The organism is Wolbachia endosymbiont of Tuta absoluta, assembly GCF_059414725.1.
In genome coordinates, this window is the sequence record NZ_JBNRJY010000167.1 from 1 (window position 1) to 438 (window position 438).

General features: G+C 37.2%; 1 protein-coding gene and 1 pseudogene. One reads left to right on the forward strand and one right to left on the reverse strand.

Annotation, left to right across the window (positions count from 1 at the left end):
• Positions 1-22: 22 nt before the first annotated feature.
• A pseudogene (locus ACJ5GX_RS01755) lies at positions 23-139 on the reverse strand (IS5/IS1182 family transposase); the annotation flags it as partial.
• On the opposite strand from ACJ5GX_RS01755, the gene ACJ5GX_RS01760 reads away from it, so the two are divergent.
• Entirely contained in the window at positions 138-368 is a 231-nt protein-coding gene (locus ACJ5GX_RS01760; RefSeq protein ID WP_495292635.1) for a hypothetical protein, read from the forward strand. The pseudogene ACJ5GX_RS01755 and the gene ACJ5GX_RS01760 sit on opposite strands and share 2 nt — an antisense overlap.
• Positions 369-438 lie beyond the last annotated feature (70 nt).

A 438-nucleotide genomic window follows, 5' to 3' on the forward strand; every position in this document is an offset into this window, starting at 1 on the left:
GGGTGACTAAAATCAAGGTTAACTAAAAGGAGTGCTTAAGATTCACAATACCAGCAATAATATTGAACCTCAGGTTATATTTTTTCTGAAAATTGCGGTAAACATGGGACATAATCTTAAATATCTTTACCTCACGGATCGATCAAAAAGACCAAGATTCACTACCTGCTTACGATATACTCGATGCGATTTTATACGCCTATATCGAAGAAGAACAAAGCCAAGAGGACATCATCGCCAAGGGCTTTGAACGTGAAGTGGTCGAAAAAGTAATTCGTCTTGTTGATCGATCATGTGATACCACGTTTAAACCAACCACCCATTCAATTCAAAAAATTTCAAAGTCGTTTGCAGATTTTTCTATTTAAATATGATCGATCACAGGTAAGAATTCCCGCAACAAACCAGGAACTGCAACATTTGGTGAGTTAATGCGGA